Source organism: Olsenella sp. AGMB03486, assembly GCF_040884255.1.
In the GTDB taxonomy this organism is placed as follows: domain Bacteria; phylum Actinomycetota; class Coriobacteriia; order Coriobacteriales; family Atopobiaceae; genus Olsenella_L; species Olsenella_L kribbiana.
On record NZ_JBEVTM010000016.1, the window covers coordinates 48,623 to 63,036 of the forward strand.

General features: G+C 60.4%; 16 protein-coding genes. 7 read left to right on the top strand and 9 right to left on the bottom strand.

Going from position 1 to position 14,414, the window contains the following annotated elements; translation table 11 throughout:
- Positions 1–6: 6 nt before the first annotated feature.
- From ABVS03_RS08590 to ABVS03_RS08600, 3 genes are all read right to left on the bottom strand, one after another.
- Complete coding sequence (locus ABVS03_RS08590; protein ID WP_368018783.1) at positions 7–1,587, bottom strand: zinc-ribbon domain-containing protein; 1,581 nt, start codon at positions 1,585–1,587, stop codon at positions 7–9.
- Between the two features lie 118 nt (positions 1,588–1,705).
- Complete coding sequence (gene thpR / locus ABVS03_RS08595; protein WP_368018784.1) at positions 1,706–2,293, bottom strand: RNA 2',3'-cyclic phosphodiesterase; 588 nt, start codon at positions 2,291–2,293, stop codon at positions 1,706–1,708.
- A gap of 15 nt (positions 2,294–2,308) precedes the next feature.
- Positions 2,309–3,001, bottom strand: coding sequence for a DUF4230 domain-containing protein (locus ABVS03_RS08600; RefSeq protein ID WP_368018785.1), 693 nt, complete (start codon positions 2,999–3,001; stop codon positions 2,309–2,311).
- Between the two features lie 207 nt (positions 3,002–3,208).
- Between ABVS03_RS08600 and ABVS03_RS08605 the strand changes: the two genes are divergently transcribed.
- Both ABVS03_RS08605 and ABVS03_RS08610 read left to right on the top strand, forming a co-directional pair.
- Positions 3,209–4,051, top strand: coding sequence for a histidinol-phosphatase HisJ family protein (locus tag ABVS03_RS08605; protein WP_368018786.1), 843 nt, complete (start codon positions 3,209–3,211; stop codon positions 4,049–4,051).
- 29 nt (positions 4,052–4,080) lie between these two features.
- Positions 4,081–4,281 carry a hypothetical protein gene (locus ABVS03_RS08610; protein WP_368018787.1) on the top strand — a complete coding sequence of 67 codons (201 nt, stop codon included), beginning with the start codon at positions 4,081–4,083 and terminating at the stop codon, positions 4,279–4,281.
- Here ABVS03_RS08610 and ABVS03_RS08615 read toward each other — a convergent pair.
- The gene (locus ABVS03_RS08615) at positions 4,275–5,054 is read right to left on the bottom strand and encodes a YaaA family protein (protein WP_368018788.1); all 780 of its coding nucleotides are present in this window, start codon (positions 5,052–5,054) and stop codon (positions 4,275–4,277) included. The two genes, ABVS03_RS08610 and ABVS03_RS08615, sit on opposite strands and share 7 nt — an antisense overlap.
- Positions 5,055–5,134: 80 nt before the next feature.
- On the opposite strand from ABVS03_RS08615, the gene ABVS03_RS08620 reads away from it, so the two are divergent.
- The gene (locus ABVS03_RS08620) at positions 5,135–5,755 is read left to right on the top strand and encodes a tRNA (cytidine(34)-2'-O)-methyltransferase (RefSeq protein WP_368018789.1); all 621 of its coding nucleotides are present in this window, start codon (positions 5,135–5,137) and stop codon (positions 5,753–5,755) included.
- Between the two features lie 42 nt (positions 5,756–5,797).
- Here the strand turns inward: ABVS03_RS08620 and mgtA are convergent, their stop codons facing one another.
- Positions 5,798–8,527, bottom strand: a complete 2,730-nt coding sequence (mgtA, locus tag ABVS03_RS08625) for a magnesium-translocating P-type ATPase (protein ID WP_368018790.1) — start codon at positions 8,525–8,527, stop codon at positions 5,798–5,800.
- A gap of 491 nt (positions 8,528–9,018) precedes the next feature.
- Between mgtA and ABVS03_RS08630 the strand changes: the two genes are divergently transcribed.
- From ABVS03_RS08630 to ABVS03_RS08640, 3 genes are all read left to right on the top strand, one after another.
- The gene (locus ABVS03_RS08630) at positions 9,019–9,450 is read left to right on the top strand and encodes an Hsp20/alpha crystallin family protein (protein WP_368018791.1); all 432 of its coding nucleotides are present in this window, start codon (positions 9,019–9,021) and stop codon (positions 9,448–9,450) included.
- A gap of 110 nt (positions 9,451–9,560) precedes the next feature.
- On the top strand, positions 9,561–10,334 hold the full coding sequence (locus ABVS03_RS08635) for a hypothetical protein (RefSeq protein ID WP_368018792.1): 774 nt from the start codon (positions 9,561–9,563) through the stop codon (positions 10,332–10,334).
- Between the two features lie 121 nt (positions 10,335–10,455).
- Entirely contained in the window at positions 10,456–11,031 is a 576-nt protein-coding gene (locus tag ABVS03_RS08640) for a DUF1653 domain-containing protein (protein ID WP_368018793.1), read from the top strand.
- Between the two features lie 70 nt (positions 11,032–11,101).
- Here the strand turns inward: ABVS03_RS08640 and ABVS03_RS08645 are convergent, their stop codons facing one another.
- The 3 genes from ABVS03_RS08645 to ABVS03_RS08655 all read right to left on the bottom strand — a co-directional run bounded on the left by ABVS03_RS08645 (position 11,102) and on the right by ABVS03_RS08655 (position 13,276).
- Complete coding sequence (locus tag ABVS03_RS08645) at positions 11,102–11,632, bottom strand: flavodoxin family protein (protein WP_368018794.1); 531 nt, start codon at positions 11,630–11,632, stop codon at positions 11,102–11,104.
- Between the two features lie 179 nt (positions 11,633–11,811).
- Positions 11,812–12,114, bottom strand: a complete 303-nt coding sequence (locus ABVS03_RS08650) for a hypothetical protein (protein WP_330972613.1) — start codon at positions 12,112–12,114, stop codon at positions 11,812–11,814.
- Positions 12,115–12,478: 364 nt separating this feature from the next.
- Positions 12,479–13,276, bottom strand: a complete 798-nt coding sequence (locus ABVS03_RS08655; protein ID WP_330972612.1) for a LysR family transcriptional regulator — start codon at positions 13,274–13,276, stop codon at positions 12,479–12,481.
- A 121-nt stretch (positions 13,277–13,397) separates the two neighbouring features.
- Between ABVS03_RS08655 and ABVS03_RS08660 the strand changes: the two genes are divergently transcribed.
- The gene (locus ABVS03_RS08660; RefSeq protein ID WP_368018795.1) at positions 13,398–14,063 is read left to right on the top strand and encodes a YitT family protein; all 666 of its coding nucleotides are present in this window, start codon (positions 13,398–13,400) and stop codon (positions 14,061–14,063) included.
- Between the two features lie 82 nt (positions 14,064–14,145).
- Here the strand turns inward: ABVS03_RS08660 and ABVS03_RS08665 are convergent.
- Positions 14,146–14,414 (bottom strand): HAD hydrolase family protein (locus tag ABVS03_RS08665; protein WP_368018796.1); only part of this gene is annotated, 269 nt, incomplete at its 5' end.

Sequence of the window (14,414 nt, forward strand, 5' to 3'; positions counted from 1 at the left end):
CTGTGCCTACTTCTCCCCCGCCATGGAGATCGTGTCTGTCATGTTGTCGATGACCTCAGTGGCTGCCGTCTCGCTTGCCTTCTGCCACGTGAACTCGAGTGCAAGGATGCGCTCTGAGTCGACATACTCGCGGATGTAGTAGCCTTCCGATCCCTTCCAGTAGCTCACGACGAACCAGTTGTTCAGGGTCGAGACGTGGGCATATGTGAGGTTCGTCACGTCCATGGCCTCATCCGAGAGCTGGTCCAGGGTTGCGCCCTGCGTATTGGGCTTCACCCAGGCATTGATCTGGACACCGTCCGTCTCATCCGTGAGATCGAGGCCATAGCCGTCAGAGGAGACAGCCGCAGTCATGCCGGTCGGAAGCGTCACGGAGAAGCCGTAGTTCTCCATCGTCAGAAGCCCCGTATCGGAGTTGTAGGAGACCTCGTCGGATGCTGTGACCGGAGACGTCGCTGCCGGCTCGGGTGCAGCGGCTTCCGTATCGGTCGCGGCGGCCTCGGTCGTCTCTGTATCGGCGGTGGTCTCAGCTGCCTGCATGTTCTGATAGATCAGATAGCCCGCAGCCGCGACGGCGCAGATGAGGCAGATAGCGACAATGATGGGGCCCTTGGAGCGGCGGCGCTCTGCGACATAGACGCCACCCGAAAGCGCGCTCTCCGCACGGCGGGCATGCTCTTCCAAGCTCTGCCCCTCCTCCGGCCTGAAGGCCGAAGAGCTGCGCTGAGACGCTGCGCCGGAGACCTCGCTCACTGCCTCCGTGTAGCTCTCATCCTGCATGCGGGATTCATACACGGAGCGGGAGACCGTCTGCGCGAACGGATGCGACTGCTGGGCTTCGGCACGGGCATGGCGGCGGCGCTTCACGCTGTTGCGGTAGTCGGACGTGTCATGCGAATTCACGGGCACCTTGAGAAGCGGCGTTGCACCAGCAGATGGAGAGATTGTCTGGAACGGCTCAGGATGCGCCGCTGCAGGAGCATTCCTCTGCACGATGCGCTCCGGCTCAGGCATCCTCTGCTCGGTACGCTCCGGCGCTGCCGGCACCTCGGGTACACCAGGAACCTCCGGCACATCGGAAGCTTCGGGGACCTCAGACACCGCAGGCTGCTTCGGCAGGAAATCGGAGATGTCCGGTTCCGGCTCTGCGACAGGCGTTCCCTCGATAGGGATGGCAGGAGGCATGTCAGCAGGAGGCTCGTCGATGCGGGGAAGCTGGGCCAGCTCCTTTTCGGCTGCGGCAGAGTCTCTGTGCGCAGCAAACGCACCGGGGCGCACCATGGTCTTGTCTATCTCGGGCACCTGCTCTGGGCTGGGTGAAGAAGATGCGCCAGCTGCCCCCTCAGGCATGAGCTGGGTCTCTCCTGCACCAGCGGCAGGCTCTGCCGTACCGGCAGGAGCATCGACAGGAGGCACGCTCCCTGCAATCTCTGCTGCGCGCGTATTTGCCTCGGTACCTGGAGCCTGTGCCTTGGCCGGCTCAGCTGCAGGAGCGCCATCCTGCTGAGGCTCAGCAAGGCGTGCTCCGCACTGCGCACAGAACGCACTGTTGTCCGGTATCACGGATCCGCAGTGAGGGCAAATCATGAGTCATTCCTCCTCGTTTCGTCTGCCGGGCAGGCAGACCAGAGCGCAGGCATAGGAACCATTGCGCCCCCTCATATCCTAGACCCTTGCCCGCATACGGACCCTGCGTCCAGAAAACCTACGCAAGCAGAGGAAAGCGGGCAACCGGCGTATAGATCAAAGGCGCCCCCTCCGGATGGTGGCTCCACATGAGCGCGACCTCTGCATGGTGTGCAGAGAGAGGATGGAGCTTCCCCGACAGGTCTGCAAGAATCTTATCGATATCCTCGCCTTGCTGCGCTGCCGCTCCGCGCACAAGCGTCACGTGGGGCACAAACGACCTGTCGTCGAAGGGAACGTCCTGCTCCTTGAGCTCTGCAGCGATTCTGGCCTGCAGTCCCCGAAGCCCCGACTCCTCAGCCACTCCTCGCCATATCACAGAAGAGCGCCGGTGCGAGAAGGACCCAAGGTCTCCGAGAGTCTCTGAAACTGGTCCCGCTGCCTCTGCCGCTGCCGCCCCTGCAAGCCTTGCCGCCTCCTCGGTCCTGGCATCGCACATGCCGAGGAAGGCAAGCGTCAGATGGAGGTTCTCTCTGAGTGCAGGCGTGCCGCGCCTCATCCTTTCAGCAGCGGCACAGGCTATTCCTTCAAGCTCGTCTCTTTCCGCATCTGTGAAGCGCAGCGCCAGAAAGAGGCGGCGTGGCGCACCCTGCTCCTCAAGCATCATGCCTCCAAGGCCTCCTTATGCAGCATCCGCTGACGTATCGGTTCCGGACGTGGTCCAGGACACCTTGACCGCATAGCCGTCGCGGCTTATGCCCGAAAGGATCGAGGAGACGACAGATTTCACGATCTTCTCTGCATGCGTACGTGCCTTGTCGAGCGTGCCGTTCGTCTTGGCCTCCTCTTCCTCCTTGTCCTCTTCAGACGAGAGGAAGTTCGAGACATCCGAGACCTGGATCTGGTTGATCGGATTGAACGTCTGGTCGTAGACCTCGATCGTCGAGGGATCGATCGAGCAGCTCAGGATCTCGACATCCGGAAGCGTCACGGTCACGGTCTTCGTGCTGTCGTCGACCGCGACATCGGCTGCCTCGATATCAGAGATGCCTGCCTTCACGGTGCCTTCGTAGGTTGCGACAAAGGAGCTGCCCGTGAATGGAATCGAGATGCCGAGGACCTTGAGGTCGTCTTCGGTATACTTGCCGACATTCGCGAAGCTGTACTCTTCCGTGGAGAGCTCCGAGATGTCCGAGAGCGAATTCTTGATTGTCGTCGAGGCGGCAGATGACGGCTGCGCTGTCTGGAAATTCGAGAACGCTGCCACAAGCACGATAGCAAGGGCTGCACCGGCAAGCGCTGCCAGGACCAGAGGACGCCAGCCCTTCGTGCGAGATGTCTTCGGGTCTTTCCCATTCTTCTTGAAAAGATGCATGATCCTCCTTCTTGAGTCCCCTCGATTGAGGTCGTACCCCATTCGGGGAGGCCCCTCATGCCTCCAGAAAACCTGCAGCCACTTTCCAGCTTCTCTCTATAGGCACTTCACGGAATCGACAGCTCCCTTCAGAGAATCCTCAGAAAACTGTCCCTCTTCCTGCGCCATGCTTCATGAAGCAGCTTTCCCAGACCGAAAGGGGCCTCCATGCTCCAAGACTGCCACGTCCACTCCAGCTACTCTCCCGAGTCCGACTATCCGATGGAGCAGGCCACAATCGATGCGATCAGGCTCAACCTCGATGGCATATGCTTCACAGAGCGGGTCGACTACGGCGTGAAGCCTGACTGGGACCACCCAGAAGGTGCCCGCTTCGAGAACGGACGCCCCCTCACGAACTGTGCCTATCCTGCCTACTTCGCAGAGCTCGAAGAGATGCGCGAGCGCTATGGCAAGGTGCTCTGGTGCGGTCGTGGCCTCGAGTTCGGCATCCAGAAAGAGACCATCCCTGCCTATGAGAAGCTCTTCGGCGAGTGGCAGGACCACCTCGATATGGTCCTTCTCTCCGTGCATGAGATCGGCAACCTCGAGCTCTGGACGAACGAGTATCAGGAAGGCAAGACGCAGCTCGAATTCACGCGCGGCTACTATGAGGCCGTGCTCGACTGCATCGAGCATTTCGATTCCTGGTCCGTGCTTGCGCACCTCGACCTCATCCGCTATCACGACTACTCAGGCGAAGGCCCGCTTCCGTTCGAGAGCACAGAGGATATCGTGGCTGCCATCCTCGAGAAGACGATCGAGGGCGGCCATGGACTCGAGATAAACACTTCAGCCCTGTGCCACGGCGAGAAGGCGCCCATGCCGTCAAGAGACATCCTCACGCTCTACCGCGACCTCGGCGGTACGATCCTCACGTTCGGATCGGGCTGCATCCGCCAGGGCCAGCTCGGCGCCTACCTGAAGGTTGCCGAGGACATGGCACGCTCGCTCGGCTTCTCCTCGTTCTGCACGTTCGAGAACCTCGAGCCGCACCATCACATCCTGTAGCAGATGCTCGCTGCAAGAAGGCGGAAGCGATGAGGAGAGAGAAGACGGCACAGGCAGGATGCCCCAGGACGTCCCATGGGGCAGGGCACACCCTGGCCGGCCTCTCGCGCGAAGAGATCGATGCCGCACTTGAAGAGCTGCCTCGAGCGCCCGAACCTCTCTGGACCGCAGCATCAGCATCGCTTTCCGGCATCGGCAGGCAGGACCTCGACGCAGATATGGACTATTGAGAGTCCGAGGCCGCCCGGACAAAGACGAGACGCCCTCCGGAAGACAGCGTAGGCGCGAAGCGGTAGCCACGCTCGGCAAAGTGCACGAGCTCTGACGCATCCTCTATGCCTTCTTCGGCACACCAGCGCACGAAGCAGCCCCGCACTGCCTTGACCTCAGGCGCTGCCTCGGCGAGCTTGCCATCCCGCTTCCGCGGTGCCATGAACTCGCACGAGAGGACAGCCACGCCCTCCGGCACATGCGGGAGCACAGCGCGCGCATACTCATGCGAGGCGCACAGCACGAAGGTCTCCCCTCCTCGCTCCTCTGCAAGAGATGCTACGATCTTTCCTCCCCAGAAGCTGTAGAGATCCTTGGCTCCGCCCACGGCGAGCTTCGATCCCATCTCGAGCCTGTACGGGACGATTCCGTCATTCGGTGCCACCACCCCATAGAGCCCCGAGAGAATCCGGAGATGCCGGTCGAGCCACAGGAGCTCCTTCTCTGTCATGACAGAAGGCGCCAGATGCTGGTACTGGATGCCGACATATGCCATGACAGCAGGGGTGCGCACGCCGTCAGCAAGCTCTTCCGGCAGGTGCTCCGTGATCTCCCAAGCACGCTCCGTAAGCGTGTCGCTCGTGCGCCACACCTTCTGGGCGCCCTGCTTTCCCAGAGAGCAGAGAGCGCCGGCAAGCTCCTCTGCCTCGGCCAGGAAGCGCGGCTCCTGGAGCCTGAGCGAGAATCCGTCGTCTCGCTGCATCTGCTTGGCGGGAGATATGAGAAAGAGCACGGAGACCTCCTTCGTTTCGGTGCTTGTCCCCTTCAGTCTATACTGGGAGCTCCTCCAGCTCACAAGAGAAGGGATGCATCGTGTTCAATGTCGTGCTCGTCGAGCCCGAGATTCCTGCCAATACCGGAAACATAGGCCGTACCTGCGTCCTTGCTGGCGCCCGTCTCCACCTGGTCGGCCCTCTCGGCTTCTCCCTCGATGCGCATGCCCTGAAGCGTGCAGGCCTCGCCTACTGGCAGAGCCTCGATGTCGTGACCTACCCCGGCTGGAAAAGCTTCGTCGAGGCAAATCCTGCAGTGCGGGCTGCCCTTGTCCGCAATACGGAAGAGAGCTCGGAGGCGGCCTCCGATATCCACGTGCATCTGCTCACGAAGGCAGGAAAGAGAAGCATCGGCGAGAGCATCTACCACGACGGCGACTATCTCGTCTTCGGAAAGGAGAGCGCAGGCCTTTCCCGCGAGCTCATCTCAGCCCATCCTGCCCTGGCTGAACGCATCCCGATGAAGACCGATATGGTGCTTGCAAATGCCGAGAGCTGGCATGAGCGCTTCGACGCCCTCCACCCCGAACTCGAGCGCGACGCCTGCGGCAACTTCGTCGACCCGAGAGCCTCGGTCGTGACGTCGCTCAATCTCTCGAATGCCTGCGCCATCGTGCTCTTCGAAGCGCTTCGGCAGTGCGGCTATCCCGGCCTCAGCTAGACGCTGAGTGCTCCGGAGGACATCCCCCGGAGCACCAGACATTCAGATGAGCCTGCCGAAGCGGGCGATGTAGCGCCTGCGCTGCAGCAGCACTGAGACCGCATAGCCGAGCGCCAGTGCCGGCAGGAGCGCAATGAAGCTTGCCGGAAGCGCTGCAAAGCCCAGAGAGGCACCGATGGCAGTCTCGGGAATCAGGAGCGACAGAAGAGCGGCACCTGCGCTGAGACCTGCAAGGCGCACGTCTGCACGCGACTCCACGAAAGGCTTCTTCTCCGTCCTTGCCAGATGGACGAAGAGCATCTGCGTGACCATCGACTCCGCAAACCATGCCGCCTGGAATGTCCCGGCAAAGAGCAGACGGGCAGCAGCATCTCCAGCCAATGCCTCCCAGCTTCCTCCTGCCACAGCAGGACAGATCCAGAAGAAGAGGGCCACAAAGGTCAGGATATCGAAGGCAGAGCTCACGGGGCCGAAGAGACGCATGAAGCCCGAGACGGAACCCGACTGCCACTTCACAGGCCGTGCCAGCGCTTCCTCGTCCACGCGGTCCCACGGCAGGGCGCAGGATGCGCAGTCATTGATGAAGTTGAGAAGCAGGAGCTGCACGGCGGTCATGGGCAGGAAGGGCAGGCAGATGCTTGCCACGAGCACTGAGAAGATGTTGCCGAAGTTCGAGCTCGCACACATCTTCACATACTTGTTCATGTTGACAGACGTGCGCCTGCCGCTCACGATGCCCTCTTCGAGCACGGCAAGATCCTTCTTCGTGAGGATGATGTCTGCTGCCTCCTTCGAGACATCGGCTGCCGTGTCGACCGAGATGCCGCAGTCGCTTGCCCGCATCGCACCGGCATCGTTCACGCCGTCGCCCATGAAGGCAACGACATGGCCTGCACGCCTCAGCGCCGAGACGACACGCACCTTCTGGTCAGGCGTGAGCTTTGCAAAGATCGTCGTCTCCTCTGCGCGGCGCTCGAGCTCTTCGTCCGAAAGCGTCTGGATCTTCGCCCCTTCGAGCACATGATCGGTGGGGATGCCGATTGTCTGCGCCACGGTCACGGCGACACCCAGAGCATCGCCGGTAAGCACCTTGGTTGCCACGCCGTGTGCAGTGAGCGCCTCGATGGCAGAAGCGGCGCTCCTCTTGGGAGGATCCAGGAAGGCAAGATAGCCGACAAGCTTCATGTCGCACTCGTCTTCTGCCGTGAAGGCACCCACATGCCCTGTGCACTCCTTCACTGCCACAGCAAGGACACGCATGCCGCGCCGCCCCAGATCTGCCACCTTGCGCTCGATGAGGCTGCGCACCTCAGGAGTCAGCAGCGTAGCTACGCCTCCGAGCTCAGCTTCCGTGCAGGTCGCGAGCACTTCCTCGACAGCCCCCTTCTCGACCATAAGGAGCGTGCCATCATCTGCACGTACGATGACCGAGACACGCCTGCGGCTGAAGTCGAAGGGCAGCTCGTCTGCATGCTGCCAGGCATCCGCGAGCCTGTCCGCATCGAGAGCGCCTGTGCGCTTCGTCTCGAGCGCCGCACGCTCGATGATGGCAGAATCCATCAGGTTCTTGACGCCGGTGCCGAAGAAGCTGTTGAGGTAGGCATAGCCCAGGACCCGTGCATCCTCCTTGCCATCCAGATCGAGATGGCGCTCGAGGATCACATGGTCCTCCGTAAGCGTGCCGGTCTTGTCTGTACAGAGCACATCGACCGCACCGAGGTTCTGCACCGCATCGAGCCTCTTCACGATGACCTCATGCTCGGCCAGGTCGCGTGCGCCCTTTGCAAGGCAGGTCGTGACGATCATCGGCAGCATCTCAGGCGTAAGGCCCACCGCCACGGAGAGCGCAAACAGGAGCGCCTGGAGCCAGTCGCCCTTCGTAAGGCCGCAGATAGCAAAGACCAGAGGCGCCATAACAAGCATGAAGCGCAGAAGCAGCCTGCTCGTGTCGGCGATGCCCTCGTCGTAGGCCGTCTTCGTGCGCCCCTCGTCGAGTCCTCTTGCCATGCTTCCGATCAGCGTATGGGAGCCCGTCGCGAAGACGACCGCCTTGCCGCTTCCGGAAACGACGGAGGAGCCCATGAAGACGATATCGGAAAGATCGGCCACGGGCACCGTCTCATCTGCCGCAGCAGGTCCAGCCACACGCTCCACAGGGAGGCTCTCGCCCGTGAGCGAGGACATGCCGACAAAGAGATCGCGGGCAGATATCAGGCAGGCATCTGCCGGCACGATGTCTCCTGCCTGAAGATGCACGATATCTCCTGCGACAATCTCGGAGAGCGGCAGCACGATGACGCCCTCCCCTGCCCGCTCGACCGAGCAGAACGTCTCGATGGAGCTTGCCAGGGCATCTGCCGCCACGCTGCTCTTGCCCTCCTGGACAAAGCGCAGGATGCCGGAGACCAAGATCATGCCGCAGATGATGAGGAGGGACAGCGGATTCCTGTCTTCAGGCGCAGCAAAGAGCACATCTCCCGCAAGGGTCACGAGCGCAAGAAGTGCGAGCACGCCGGTGAAGGGATCGGCAAAGGCCTTGAGGAAGCGGAGCCACTCTGGGTCGCGCTTCTTGTGGCTGAGCTCGTTTGCGCCATATGAGGCGCGCGCCAGCTCGACCTCATCAGGCTCGAGCCCTCCTGGCCGTGTGTTGAATTCCTCGAAGAGCTCCTCGGTGCCAGAAGCGGCAATCTGGCGCACCCAGGAGACGGGATAGGCCTCTGCCTTGGAGGCACGCTTGGAGGACAGATGCTTCAGATTCTTGATGGTGAACATATATGGTCCGCCAATCCCGGGGACCAGCCGGAAGCAAGCATGCTCATCTTCCGGGCTGCATCAGCTCCAGAGGAGCCCTGCAGCGATGCCCCGCTCCCCGATGTGCGGGCATCCCATTCTCAGTTCAGTTCGTTTTCCGGATGGAGAAGAGCCGTCGCTCATAGGAAGCACCTCCCAGAAGTTGGGGCACAGGGCCAAAGGATCGATGTACGCCTCACGCATGTGGTGATAAACCGTATCATGGGACCTTGCCGCACCACGGAAGGCCCATATCTTCCTTGTACCCGGAAAGCGCCCTGTCCGCAGTGTCTGCAGCACTGCCAGCACCAGCTGCCTGTTTCTATCTGTCTCTCTGCTTTCACGTTATCTAAGTCTTATTGACTAAAATTTTCTTCTTTCTAGTGTATAAAACTATCTCATCCGGCAATATATATAAGCGAAACCCGAGGAGGTCCAGAAGGGCCTCCGGAACACTTGAAGGAGTGGTAACGATGGCAGGAATGGTTCCCTATAGCGACTACGAGAAGGCTCTCCGCAGGGCATGGCCGTTCGGCGCGATCGATGACTTCTTCGCGCCTGTGCTCTCGGTGGATGCGTCCGACGCATTCCCGATGGACGTCGAGGATGCAGGCGACCACTACGCGGTGACGGCCCATCTTCCGGGCGTCTCGAAGGATGAGGTCGACGTCGAGCTCAACGAGGGCAGGCTCTCCATCTCCGTGGACCACAGGGAGTCCGACGAGGACAAGGGCAAGAACTACCTGCAGAAGGAGACCTCGGAGTGGCAGGCAAGCCGTGGCGTGTATCTGAAGGATGCCGCCAACGAGGGCATCACGGCAAAGCTTGCTGACGGCGTGCTCACCGTCAACGTCCCCAAGATCGCAGAGCAGAAGACGAATGCGACCAAGGTCGAGATCCAGTAGCCTCACGCATGGGGCTGCACGGAGGGACAGCGTCTCAGGGCGCTGCCCCTCTTTTTGTTTTCACGCCTTCTATGGGAGAATGACGGCATCCACACGAGCACGGAGGGACCATGGATATCTGCCAGATCGTCTCCTGGTTCGGACTCTTCAGCGTCCTGGGCTGGGTCTATGAATGTACCTATTGCGCCATCAAGAACAGGAAGTGGGACAACCGGGGCTTCCTCTTCGGACCGGTCTGCCCAATCTATGGGTTCGGCGCTTCCTTCGTGATCATAGCGGCGTCAGTCCTGCCGAAAGGATCTCAGGATACGGTGTGGTGGCAGGTCTTTCTGGCCTCGGCAGCAGGAAGCGCCGTCCTCGAGTACTCGACATCCTGGGTCCTGGAGAAGTTCTTCCATGCCCGCTGGTGGGACTACAGCAACATTCCCTTGAATCTCAACGGCAGAATCTGCCTCCCCTTCGCGCTCTGCTTCGGTGCCGTAGGCTGCCTTCTCTATTGCTTCGTCTTTCCTTTCGTCTCCGCCTCGGCACCCTCCCTACCCCAGTATGCTTGGGAGCTCATTGCCCTTGCCACAGCAGGCCTCATGTCGGCAGACCTGGCACTCACCCTCTCTGCCCTCACCGACCTCACGAAGCGTGTCGAGCGGGGACGTGACGACTTCGACGCCGTGATGGAGACGGCTGTCGACGATCTTGCCTCCGGCAGGCGTCCTCTCGAGCATGACCTGGAGGCTGCCGCAAAGCATACGGCTCAAGAGCTCTCCTCGATGCAGAAGCGGGCGCTCAGAAACATACGCACCTATACGGAGGAGCACCGCGAAGCAAGCGCCGAGCGCCTCCGCCATGCCCTCGAGAAGACAGAGGAGCAGAAAAGGAAGCGCTGACGGCGCATCTTCTGCCCCGTTCAGACGCCCGCTCTGTCACGTGAGGATGCCAAAGCTTTCTCCGACGCCCTGCTCCTGCCAGACTGGAGTGACCGAACAATCCAGCAGACAAGGAGCTGCCATGGGAAAGAGCAAAGAGGTCTGCAGCTGCAAGCATGTCACGAAGGACGAGATCCGAGAAGCCGTGCATGAGGGAGCCGCGACCTTCAAGGACGTGAAGCGTGCGACAGGCGCCGGCTCCAAATGCGGCAAATGCCGCAAGAAGGTAGAGAAGATCATCGAAGACGAGCTCAAGGAGATGGAGAAGGAAGCCGAGAAGATGGCAGCTGCCACGCTCGAGGAAGATGCGTCTGCGTCTCGGGACGATCAGGCAGCACCCGAAACTGCACCAGCCGAGGAAGCGCCCTCCTTCCCCGAAGAGCTTTCCGAGCGTGCCGTGCCGGCTCCCCAGCAGGAGCTCAAGGCCGGCGGCATCTACCGCCATTTCAAGGGCGACTACTATCTCGTCGAGGGAACAGCGACAGGCTCCGAAGACGGCAAGCAGTACGTGATCTACCGCAAGCTCTACGGCGATGGGACCCTCTGGATCCGCCCTCAGGAGATGTTCCTGTCTCCCGTCGACCGCACGCGCTATCCCGATGCCACGCAGAAGGAGCGCTTCTGCCTCATGGATGTCGCGAGCGTACGCAGCGAGTAGCAGCAGAGAGCAGCACAAAGAAGCAGGGCAGCCATCCGGCTGCCCTGCTTCATCTTCTCTCGGATCTCTTCTACCTCAGCGACTTGCCGAGCTCGTAGGCATCCTTCAGAGCCGGGCTCTGTGCGATGCCACCCAGCTTCTCGAGATTCGGTGCCATGATGATGCCCATGTTCTTCCAGTTCAGATAGTTGCACATCTGGCGATACTGGCTCACGGCCGCATCGAAGACATGGTCGGAATCTGCATCGAGCAGAAGCGCCACCCGGTTGAATGCAAAGCCATTCATGCCCTTTGCATAGAAGCGGTCGATTACAGCCTTCAGCTGCGACGTGATATCGAACCAGTAGATCGGAGATGCAAAGACCACCATATCGACGGTATCGAGCGCCTTGAGTATTGGCTGCATATCGTCACGCTGGACGCACTTGCCCTCATGCGAGCGGCAGTACTGGCAGTCCTGGCAGCCCGCGATATGCTTCTTCGCGACATTCACGAACAGGATCTCGTTGCCGACCTCTTCGGCTCCGTGCGCAAAGGCTTCTGCGAGCTTGCGCGTATTGCCCTGCTCCCGCGGGCTTCCATTGATAACGAGTATCCTCATCGGCTGCGTCCTCACTCCCGGAAGGGCCACAACCCCGCTCTCCCGCTTCGTACAGATGTTTCACCCCATCCTACCAGATACTTGGTGCAAGATGAAATTTCTCCATGAGCCGCAGGAACGGGGCGCCCAAACGGAGGGACGCCGGCTGTCTCAAGGGAGCAGAGCCTGCATCTTCTGCCTCAGGCGCACTCGAGGCAGAAGCCATGGCCGACTGCGACAAAGCGCGGCGAGAGAGCCGAAAGCGTCTGCTGGAGCCTGCCGCGCTTCTCAGCATGGGACACACGCTCTGCATCGATAGCGAAAACCTCGTCTGCCCAGGATGCCATCATGGTCTGGCCTACGCCGTTCCCATACCTCAGAAAGGATCCCACCTGCATAGTCCAGCCCGGAAGCCCGCGGGCTGCAAGATGTCCGCAGATGACCTTCATATCATGGAAGGCCTCGTAGAGGGCGAAGACGCCGCCTGCCTCGTCTGTCTCCATATGGCTCACGAAGACATAGTCGAACGCTTCCGGAAGAGCGGCTCTCGCGATATGGACGAATATCTCCTCTTCATGTTCGAGACCTCCGCACCTACAGGCAGGAACTTCTCTGCCTCCATCGTGCAGGAGCAGCCCATCTTCTGCTCGGCGAGCTCAAGGAGGCCTTCGGCGTGGAGCGTGCCGCCAAGACGAAGACCCGCGTCTCCAATACGCGCTTGCCTACCATGTGGGAGGCATCTATGCAGACCTCTTAATATGGTTTGGCAGCGATATGGAAGAAATACCAGAGCAGATGCGCGATGTCGCCCATGCGGTGAGGCCACGTGGCGCCTTCACGCTTCCCAGCTTCTGAGCGCCCTGTCCTCTAGCGGTCCCCATCTGCCTGCTCTTCCCGCCATGCTTTTGCATAGACACAGAAGCGCTCCTTCGTGCGCGAGAAATGCTCGTCGAAGAGAAGGCAGACGGCCGAGGTATCGGGAAGCTCCCTTGCCACGAGCCCCTCATCGAACCTTGTCATGAATCCATGCAGCACTGCCTTCCCCTCCCCGAGCTCGACTGCGACCATCGTGTCCTCGATCGGCGGCCGGTCGCGTTCCGGCGTACGCATATCGACAATCACAGGAAGCGAAGCAGGGTCTTTTCCAGGAGCGCTGAACTCCATCAGGGGGTAGCGGCAGAGCTCGAGGGCCTCGATGCCGGGCCGCGCCACGCCGATGCCGAGGTCGAGCGAGCCGTCCTGGATCCTGTCAGCAATGGCTCCTGACTGCATCGTATGGAAGTGGCAGCGGATGGCGGGATAGCGCTGTCTGAATCCGCGGAAGAGCTCGACGACGAGAGCAGGATCGATGTAGGTCATGATCCCCACTTCGAGCGTACCAGCTGTGCCATCCCGCCAGGACTCCATGTTCTGGCGCATGAGGACATAGCGGTCCCACACCGCCTCTGCCTCCTGCCTGAAGAACCTGCCATCTTCCGTCAGCGCTATATAGCGGCCACGGACAAAGAGCACGACCCCAAGCCCCTCTTCCAGAAGCTGCATCTGCTTTGTCACAGCCGTCTGCGAGACGAAGAGCTCCTTCGCTGCTCCTGTCATGCTTCCGCACCGTGCAACAGCGAGAAACATCTCGATCTGCCGCAGGCTCACATCACCCACGCTTGCCATAGCATCTCTTCTCTGTCTGCATATCAATAACTTCTAGTTATTGATTATAGAGCTAACGATATTTGTAACTCATCATATGGCCTCATAAACTCAAAGACGAAGACAGAGAGAAAGGATGCGCATGACAGAGAACGTACGCAAAGAGATCAGCCGCTGGACCATCTATCTTGCTGCAAACCAGCTTCTGGCACTCGGCATCATCCTGAACACAAGGACAGGACTCGGCGTTGCCGCCTTCTCCTCCGTATTCTATGCAATGGCAAAGATTGCAGGGCTCACGCTTGGCACCTGCTCGATGATGCTCTACGTCGTGCTGATTGCCATCCAGATCTTCCTCTTGAAGAAGGTCACGCTCCAGATTGTCTGCGAGATTCCGTTCTCGCTTCTCTTCAGCCTGCTTACCGACTTCTACGACGCAATCGTCCCTCAGCTCACGCTCACGATGCCTGAAGCCTACCTCCTTCTCGCAGTCGCACTCCTCTGCTCGACGCTCGGCGTCTACTTCTCCGTGAACTGCGAGATTGTCGTGACGCCGACCGATGCTATCGTCCGCACGATCTCCGATGTCTTCCCGATCAAGTTCGCCCTTGCAAAGAACGGCTTCGATCTCTCGATGATCCTGATCTCGGTCGCGCTCTGCCTTGCGCTTGGCAGGCCCTTCTACGGCGTCGGTCCAGGCACGCTCATCTCCGTCCTTGCAATGGGCCGCATCATCGCCCTCTGGGCACATCTCTTCCAGCCGAAGATGGATGTCTTCAGAAGGAATGCCGCACCCCAGGCTGCCTAGATGCCTCTATAAGAATCGTGCTGAGCAAGAACAGCCGCCCCTTTCGGAGCGGCTGTTCACGTTTCTGCTGCGCTTTCTGGGCTCAGACAAGCCCGAGACGGACAAAGGCATTCCAGAGCCCGTCTTCGTTCACATCGTCGGTCACGAAGTCGGCTGCTGCCTTCGCTTCAGGTCCGCCATTTCCCATGCAGACGCTCGTGCCGGCCAGCTCGAACATCGGGATGTCGACCTTTGCATCGCCGAAAGCGATGGCATCTTCTGCAGAGGCTCCGAGATGGTCGAGAAGCACCTGCATTGCATGGGCCTTCGTGATGTCCTTGACGCCGAGGTCGCCAAAGAGCGCCGTCTCGC